The sequence below is a fragment of the Actinocorallia lasiicapitis genome (assembly GCF_054778695.1).
In genome coordinates, this window is the sequence record NZ_BAAGZI010000699.1 from 1 (window position 1) to 1497 (window position 1497).

Here is a 1497-nt window from a genome sequence, read left to right on the forward strand (position 1 = left end):
GGTCAGACATCCCTGGAGGTTGGATGTCAAGCGGTGAGGTCGTAGCCGTGGTGGGACCAGGCGGTCGCCTGGTCGTAGAGGGTGTGGTTTTTGAGGCATCCGTGGAGGATGCCGACGAGGCGGTTGCCGACTTGGCGGAGGGCGGCGTTGTGGCTGATGTCGCGCGCTTTGAGCTGGTCGTAGTAGGCGCGGACGGCCGGGTCGTGTAGGAGGGCGCAGGAGGCTTGGAGGTGGAGGGCGTCGATGAGCCGGTCGTTGTGGACGAACCGGGCCTGGACGACCTTGCTCTTGCCGGATTGGCGGGTGATCGGCGAGGTGCCGGCGTAGTTCTTGCGGGCCTTCGCCGAGGCGTACCGGTTCTCGGCGTCTCCGAACTCGGCGAGCACCCGGGCGCCGAGGATCACGCCGATGCCGGGCTGGCTGAGGATGACCTCGGCGTCCGGGTGCCTACCAAAATGGGCCTCGACCTGGCCTTCCATGGTCTTGATCTCCGAGTTGAGGACCGTGATGATCGCGACCAGCGACTTCACGGTCGCGGCATAGGCCGTCGTGACGAGCGGCGCCTGCCCCAGGTGCTCGGCGCGCAGAACGCCCTGGATCGCGGCCGTTTTGCCGGAGATGTCCCGGCGGCCCTTCAAGCAGGCGAAGATCTGGGCGGTCGTCAGCTTCGCCGCGGCCTCGGGCGTCGCTGCCTTGGCCAGGAGCTTCAGCACCGTGTCCGAGGTGAGACCCAGCGGCTTGTATGCCTCCAACGCGGCCGGGAAGTAGTCCCGCAACGCCACGCGCAGCCGCAGCATGTGGCGGGTCCGTTCCCAGATCAGCGTCTGATGGGCGCGGGTGACGACCTTGACGGCCTCAGCGACCTCCGAGTCACCGGCGACCTCGCGGAGCTGGTGGCGGCGGGTGCGGATCATGTCCGCGAGCGCGTGGGCATCGCCCTTATCGCTCTTGGCCCCCGAGGAACCGAGGATCTCGCGGTGCCGGGCGGCCTGCTTGGGGTCGACGCCGAACACCCGGTAGCCAGCCGCGACCAGCGCCCGCACCCACGGACCCCGGTCAACCTCGATACACACCAGCACGTCCAACGAGTCGGCGTCCTCGGCCACATACCGTCCGACGAGGTCGTGGAACCGGACGATCCCGACCATGCCCTCGGCCAGGCGAGCACGCTTCAGCACCTTGCCGGTCTCGTCCTGGATCTCGATGTCGTGGTGGTCCTCGGCCCAGTCATCTCCAACGAACAGCACTACAACCTCCAAGATCGACAACGGGACATGGAAGCCCGCAGGGACCCAGTCGGCGACCTAATGGACCAGTGCTCACCCAGACGTTCGGGGGCACGACATCCCATCAGCGATCAAAGGACCCCTGACCACCGGTGAAGGCACGATCTGACCATAGGACTCGGAAGTCCAGGGGGTGAGAGTGCTCACTCACCAGCGGCTACCAGGCACCGAGTCTGCCAGTGAGGCTCACCCGGTAGCTCCCATTAGGGGG

The 1497-nt window shown here is 66.9% G+C and carries 1 protein-coding gene; it reads right to left on the reverse strand.

The genetic code is table 11. The features are described 5' to 3' along the window. Positions 1–26: 26 nt before the first annotated feature. Positions 27–1247, reverse strand: coding sequence for an IS110 family RNA-guided transposase (locus ACYVE7_RS33895; protein ID WP_460370652.1), 1221 nt, complete (start codon positions 1245–1247; stop codon positions 27–29). Positions 1248–1497: the final 250 nt, after the last annotated feature.